Annotated in this window: 6 protein-coding genes; 1 reads left to right on the top strand and 5 read right to left on the bottom strand. The window is 73.4% G+C overall.

Annotated elements, in window-relative coordinates; all coding sequences use genetic code 11:
- Positions 1 to 197: 197 nt before the first annotated feature.
- The 3 genes from AC069R_RS33385 to AC069R_RS33375 all read right to left on the bottom strand — a co-directional run bounded on the left by AC069R_RS33385 (position 198) and on the right by AC069R_RS33375 (position 3,070).
- On the bottom strand, positions 198 to 1,319 hold the full coding sequence (locus AC069R_RS33385) for a CU044_5270 family protein (RefSeq protein ID WP_478770451.1): 1,122 nt from the start codon (positions 1,317 to 1,319) through the stop codon (positions 198 to 200).
- Complete coding sequence (locus AC069R_RS33380; protein ID WP_478770452.1) at positions 1,316 to 1,933, bottom strand: RNA polymerase sigma factor; 618 nt, start codon at positions 1,931 to 1,933, stop codon at positions 1,316 to 1,318. Before AC069R_RS33380 ends, AC069R_RS33385 begins: the two co-directional genes overlap by 4 nt.
- 117 nt (positions 1,934 to 2,050) lie before the next feature.
- Positions 2,051 to 3,070 (bottom strand): LacI family DNA-binding transcriptional regulator, encoded by a 1,020-nt coding sequence (locus tag AC069R_RS33375; protein ID WP_478770450.1) that lies wholly within the window; start codon positions 3,068 to 3,070, stop codon positions 2,051 to 2,053.
- A 290-nt stretch (positions 3,071 to 3,360) separates the two neighbouring features.
- Here AC069R_RS33375 and AC069R_RS33370 point away from each other — a divergent pair, with 290 nt between their 5' ends.
- Positions 3,361 to 4,053, top strand: a complete 693-nt coding sequence (locus AC069R_RS33370) for a glycoside hydrolase family 11 protein (protein ID WP_478770449.1) — start codon at positions 3,361 to 3,363, stop codon at positions 4,051 to 4,053.
- A gap of 52 nt (positions 4,054 to 4,105) precedes the next feature.
- Here AC069R_RS33370 and AC069R_RS33365 read toward each other — a convergent pair whose 3' ends face one another.
- Positions 4,106 to 5,437, bottom strand: coding sequence for a protoporphyrinogen/coproporphyrinogen oxidase (locus tag AC069R_RS33365; RefSeq protein WP_478770448.1), 1,332 nt, complete (start codon positions 5,435 to 5,437; stop codon positions 4,106 to 4,108).
- A gap of 46 nt (positions 5,438 to 5,483) precedes the next feature.
- Positions 5,484 to 5,690 carry a hypothetical protein gene (locus tag AC069R_RS33360; RefSeq protein WP_478770447.1) on the bottom strand — a complete coding sequence of 69 codons (207 nt, stop codon included), beginning with the start codon at positions 5,688 to 5,690 and terminating at the stop codon, positions 5,484 to 5,486.
- Between the last annotated feature and the right edge of the window lie 177 nt (positions 5,691 to 5,867).

Below are 5,867 nucleotides of genomic sequence, written 5' to 3'. Positions count from 1 at the left end.
TACCTCCCCCCTCCCTCGGGGGGGGGCGGCGACGCTTTTAGGGGGCCTTTGTGGTGCGGAAACCCCACTGGGGGCAAAACTGGGGGCGTCCCAAAGGAGGGTGGGGAGAGGGTGAACACAAAAAAGCCCCCCCCCTTCCCCCCCCCCCCGTCTTCCGCCCCCGGGGGTTCCCCTCCTCGTGGGTGACGCCCGGGACATCAGGCGGTTCCCGAGCGGTCCGTACCCGCTACGCCTGCGGGGCGTACGCCCGCCTTGTCGACCACGGCGTGGGCGAGTTCGGCCGTGCTGGACAGCAGGGTGCCGGCCTTGCCGTACGACGTGTTCTTCGTCAGGTAGCTGCGGGAGCCGAGGAAGGAGTAGTCCTCGGTGTCGAAGACCCACTCGGTGCGCACGCCGTAGCGCTTGTCGTCGCGGACGATGCCGAGGCCCTGCCGGCCGATGGCGTCCCGCGCGCGCGGGGACCGGTCGACGCCGGGGATCCGCGCGGCGGCCTGGTAGAGGGCGGCGGCCGTGCGGGGCGGCATGACTCCGCCGAGCAGGCCGCCGATCTGCTCGAACACCGCCTGGTCGCGTTCCCGTCCGGCGGTCGCGGGCGTCTTGGCGTACAGGTAGGCGAGCAGCTTGTCCGGGTCGGTGGGCAGGGAGGCGAGCCAGTGGTACGTGGGCCGGCTCAGACCGGCCGGGGTGCCCTTGGTGTCGCCCAGTTCGGCGTTGATGGGCAGGGTCTCGCCGTCGGTGCGCATCAGGCCGAGCCGGTGCAGCGGGCCGGGCCGCTGGGCCATCCATGTCTCGCGGTCCTGCAGCGGGCCCACGACGGCCCTGCCGCTGGTCACATCGGCCCCGCGGACCTTCTCGCGGGTGTAGACGAACTGGTCGTCGCGCACGGTGGGCGCCCCGTGGTCCGCCGCGGCGTCGGAGATGCGGTGCAGCAGGGCGGCGGCGGGCCGCATGTCCCCGGCGGCGTGCCGTGCCGCGTCACCGCCCCCGTTGCCGCTGAGAACGGCGCCGGCGGTCAGCGCACCGGCCAGGGCCAGCGCGGCCGCCGGGGCGAGGAGCGCGGGCCGCAGCAGGAGCCGTGCGCGCCGGGCGGGCGGGGCGGCGGGTGCGGTGGCGGGCGTGGTGGTGGGGATGCCGGTGGGTGCGGTGGTGGGTGTGCCGCTGGCGGATTCGGCCTGGTCGCGGTCGATGTGTCGCATGAGCAGATCCTTGTGACGGAGATGCCGCTCGCGCGGGAGGTCCCAGTCGGCCGGGGCCGGCAGCAGACGGGCGATCTCGTCGCGGTCGTCGTGCCGCCGACCGGAAGCGTGACGGTCGTTCATGTGAGTTCCTCCCGCACGGGCAGGGCCGCGATCGCGGCCACACTGGTCACCTCTCCGCGGCGGACCCGCGGTTCCCGGTCCTGTGCGGTGTTCTCGTCCGCGAACCGGGCGAGCTTCTTGCGGGCACGGGAGAGCCGGGACCGCACGGTGCCGACCGCGATCCCCAGGGCTTCGGCCGTCTGCTGGTAGTCCAGTCCGGACCACACGCACAGGGCGAGGATCTCGCGCTCCTGCCGCCGCAGCCGGCCCAGCGCCGCGTGCACGGCCTGGAGCCGGCGCGCGTCGTCGATGCGCCCGGCCGTCCGGGCGGCGAAGTCCTCCACCTCTCGGGGCGGCACCTGGCGGGCCAGGAACCTCTGCCGGCGCCGGGTGCTCCGGCGCGCGTTGTCCGCCTTGTGGGTGGCGATGCCCAGCAGCCAGGGCAGCAGCGAGCCGCCCTCCTCCTCAAGGCGCGCCCGCGCGTGCCAGGCGGTCAGAAACGTCTCTGACATGACCTCTTCGGCGGTCGACCAGTCTCCGGTGAGCCGCAGGCCGTGGTTGTACACGGGCCGCGCGAACTCCTCGTACAGCTGGGCGAACGCCTCACGATCCCCCTCGCGTACGCGGCGGCGGATGTCGTTCTCTGACTTGTTCACACTCACTTCTGTCCGCACGCCGCGGAGAGTTCCTGTGCCGTAGGTCACGCCCGGCGCGCCGCTCCGGGCGACCGGGGGCGCGTACGGCTCCCAAGGTCAGCGCCGTGCCGCTCCCGTGCTGCTGCGCACCACCAGTTGCGTCGCCAGTTCGATGTGCGGGCTCTCCAGGGTCTCGCCCTGGATCAGGCGGAGCAGGGTGCGGACCGCGACCTGGCCCATCTCGTCCAGGGGCTGGCGGACCGTGGTCAGGGGCGGTGGGGACCACTGGACCTGGGGCAGGTCGTCGAAGCCGACCACGCTGAGGTCGTCCGGGATGCGCAGGCCGTGCTGGCGGGCGGCCTCGTAGACGCCGAGGGCCATCTGGTCGCTGGAGGCGAAGATCGCGGTCGGCGGGTCGGCGAGGGTGATCAGTTCCGTGCCGGCGGTGAAACCGGCCTCGTGGGAGAAATCGCCGGGGCGGACGAGCCGGTCGTCGATCTCCGCCCCGGCGGATTCCAGCGCGGCCCGGTACCCGTCCAGGCGGGCCCGGCTGCACAGCAGGGTGGAGGGGCCGGTGATGACGCCGATGCGCCGGTGCCCGAGCTGGAGCAGATGCTCGACGGCGCTGCGGCCGCCGGCCCAGTTCATGGCGCCGATCGTCGGTATGCCGAAGGTGGGGACACCGGCCGGGTCGACGATGACGGTGGGCACGCCCAGGCGCCGTAGCTCGGCGTGCAGTTCGGGGGCGAGGTCCGAGGTGACCAGGATGACGCCGTCGGAGGCCCGCGCCCGCAGGTTGACCAGCCACTGCTGGGCCGAGGTACTGCGGTGGTGCACCGCGGAGACCACGGTGCCCAGGCCCGCGGCGTGGGCCACGTCCTCCACGCCGCGCAGGATCTCCACGGCCCAGGGGCTGTCGAGGTCGTTGAAGACCAGGTCGATCAGTTCCGCGCGGCCGGCTCCCTGGGCGGGGCGCCGCCGGTAGCCGTGGTGGGCCAGCAGGTCCTCGACCCGGCGGCGGGTCGAGGGGGACACGTCCGCGCGTCCGTTGAGCACTCGGGAGACCGTCGGCAGGGAGACGCCCGCCTCCCGCGCGATGTCCGCGATGGTGACGCGGCCCGCGTCCTGTGCTGCCATCCCTGCCTCCTCGCCTGCGGCCCTCAGCATAGGCAATCGCCGATCGCGGATCCCGCGCGCCGCCGTTTGGGCCGTCGTACGGACAACACGCGGGCGGCGCAGGTCTGTTGAGGCGGCGGGGGTTGACGGGCCGTCGGTCCGCCCCTAACGTTCGGCGACAACTTCCGGAAATTTTCCGGAAACAGTATCGGGGCCGATACCCGGGTGGCCCCGCCGAGCGGGCCGACCCGTGTCTCCGGGGCCGTGGCACGCGGTCCCGGTTTCTCCGCGAGCCTTCCTGAGGAGGAAGCATGCACATGGAGGACAAGCCCACCGCCCACCCGATCAGCCGCAGGAATCTCCTCGCCGGTGCCGGGGCCGGTGCCCTGGCGCTGGCCGCCTCCGGGCTGCTGCTGCCGGGGACCGCGCAGGCGGCCACGACCATCACCACCAACCAGACGGGCAGCGACAACGGCTACTGGTACTCGTTCTGGACCAACGGCGGCGGTTCGGTCTCGATGACGCTGGGCTCCGGGGGCAACTACAGCACCTCGTGGACCAACTGCGGCAACTTCACCTGCGGCAAGGGCTGGAGCACCGGCAGCCGCCGCACCGTGAACTACTCCGGCGGCTTCAACCCGTCCGGCAACGGCTACCTGTCGCTCTACGGCTGGACCACCAACCCGCTGGTCGAGTACTACATCCTGGAGAGCTGGGGCACCTACCGGCCCACGGGCACGTACAAGGGCAGCGTCAGCAGCGACGGCGGCACGTACGACGTCTACGAGACGCAGCAGGTCAACCAGCCGTCCATCATCGGCACCGCGACATTCAACCAGTACTGGAGCGTGCGGCAGTCCAAGCGGGTGGGCGGCAGCATCACCACGGGCAACCACTTCGACGCGTGGGCGAGCCACGGCATGAACCTGGGCGCCTTCAACTACATGATCCTGTCGACCGAGGGCTACCAGAGCAGCGGCAGCTCCAACATCACGGTCGGCTGAGCGGGACACACCGCGAAGGGGGAGGGCCGGGGCGCCCCGGTCCGCCCCCTGATCAGGCGGCCCCGGCGGCGAGGACCCGGCGCACGGCGAGCGTGGCCGAGTGGACGGCGGCCTCGCTGCTGGGGCGCAGGGCCAGCCAGTCGCCGGCGTAGTCGACGCGGCGCAGGGGGCGGTCGAGGAAGGCGCGGCGCAGGCGCAGCGCGGCGGGCGACGCCTCCGGCAAACCGTGTGGCCAGCGCGCCACGAAGGCCGTGTGCGTGGCCCCGGTCAGGCCCGGCAGGTACCGCTCGGCGTGCGCGACCAGCTCGGAGACGATCTCGTCGTCGGTGCGGCCCAGCAGCCGCGTCGACGCGTACGGGGAGGCGAACAGGCTGACCAGACCGCGTCCCGGCGGTACCCGGCCGGGTGCCTTGACGTGGTCGAGGATGGCCCCGGCGAACACCGGGTTCTCCACGGCGGGCACTTGGAGGCCGTAGGAGGGGCGGCGGGTCGGGCTCGGGAGGGGCCGGTCGAGCAGGCAGGACACCTTGAGCATCGGGCGGTAGGTGCTCGCGGCCAGGTAGGGGCGCTCGTCGTCCGGGAGATCGGCGTGCAGCGCGAGCGCGACGGGCGCGGGTACGGCGAGTACGACGTGCCCGGCGGTCACCGTCGTGCCGTCGGCCAGGTCGAGGCGTGCGGTGCGCGGGCCCGGTTTGACGGCGAGGGCGGCGGTGCCGGTGACGACGTCCAGCCGGCCGGCCAGCGCCCTGGCCAGCGTGTCCATGCCGTCCCGGTACGCCACCCAGCGCTCTCCGGCACCGCCGACGGCGAGCAGCAGTACGGCCATCGGCCCGATCGCCGACCGCTCGGGCCGCCAGCCGAAGAAGGTGCCGGACATCGGCTGCAACAGGCGTTCGTACAGGTCGCGATGGTGCCGGCGGGCGTACTCCGCGACGGTCAGGTCGCCGAACGGCGTCGCCTCCGGGTGCTCGGGGTCGAAGCGCCCGCGGTGGCGCAGGAGCGTCGCGGTGAAGCGCAGACAGGACAGCCGGCCGCGCCAGGACATACCCGCGCCGGTCAACAGCCCCGCCGGATGGCCGAAGTCGGGCCGGGCCCGGCCGTCGCGCCAGATGGCCATCCGGCCGCCCACCGGAACGACGGCACCGGCGGGCAGGCCGGCGGCCCGGATCAGCCGCCAGGTGGCGTCGTAGCCACGGGTGGCGATCTGCTCCGCGCCCTCGTCCAGGACGTAGCCCTCGTGGCGGCGCGCGGCCATCCGCCCGCCGACCCGGCCCGCCGCCTCGAACACGCGCACCGATCTGCCGGTGGCCGCCAGGTGGAAGGCGGTGGCCAGGCCCGAGATCCCGGCCCCGACCACGGCGACGTCGACGTCCGTGCCGGCCATCGGCGGTTCCTCCCTCATGTCCAGGTGTACGGGTAACCGGCTCAGGTCAACTCGTGGCCGCGTACAGCAGGTTGGCCGCGAGCAGGGCGGCGACCAGGACCCGGTGGGCCCGGATGCCGAGCAGCCGGCCGCGCAGCACGTCGCCGCGCACCATGCCGACCGTGAACTGCGCGGTGCGGGCCGCCGTCACGGGGAGGAGGACCAGCGGGAACCACCAGGGTGCGATCCCGAGGACGGCCGCCGTGGCGATCACCGCCGTCTCCAGGGCGGAGAGCGCGGCGATGAAGACGGTGTTGCCGCGGCGGGACAGGAGGCAGGCGGCGGGGGGGGGGGGGGGCGGGCGGGGCCCGGGGAGGTCGTTTGGGTTTGAGGGCACACCCAAAAGGAGAGGTACGAGGACGAAAAAGAAAGCCTCCCCCGCAATGGAGGG

Source organism: Streptomyces sp. NPDC043952 (assembly GCF_056435325.1).
The sequence above is the reverse complement of the archived record's forward strand: the minus strand, read 5'-3'. Positions and strand labels throughout refer to the sequence as shown.

Bases quoted from the DNA above. Each gene is read 5' to 3' on its own strand.
- AC069R_RS33375 (WP_478770450.1), bottom strand. From the start codon at position 3,070: ATGGCAGCACAGGACGCGGGCCGCGTCACCATCGCGGACATCGCGCGG.
- AC069R_RS33365 (WP_478770448.1), bottom strand. From the start codon at position 5,437: ATGGCCGGCACGGACGTCGACGTCGCCGTGGTCGGGGCCGGGATCTCG.
- AC069R_RS33385 (WP_478770451.1), bottom strand. From the start codon at position 1,319: ATGAACGACCGTCACGCTTCCGGTCGGCGGCACGACGACCGCGACGAG.
- AC069R_RS33370 (WP_478770449.1), top strand. From the start codon at position 3,361: ATGCACATGGAGGACAAGCCCACCGCCCACCCGATCAGCCGCAGGAAT.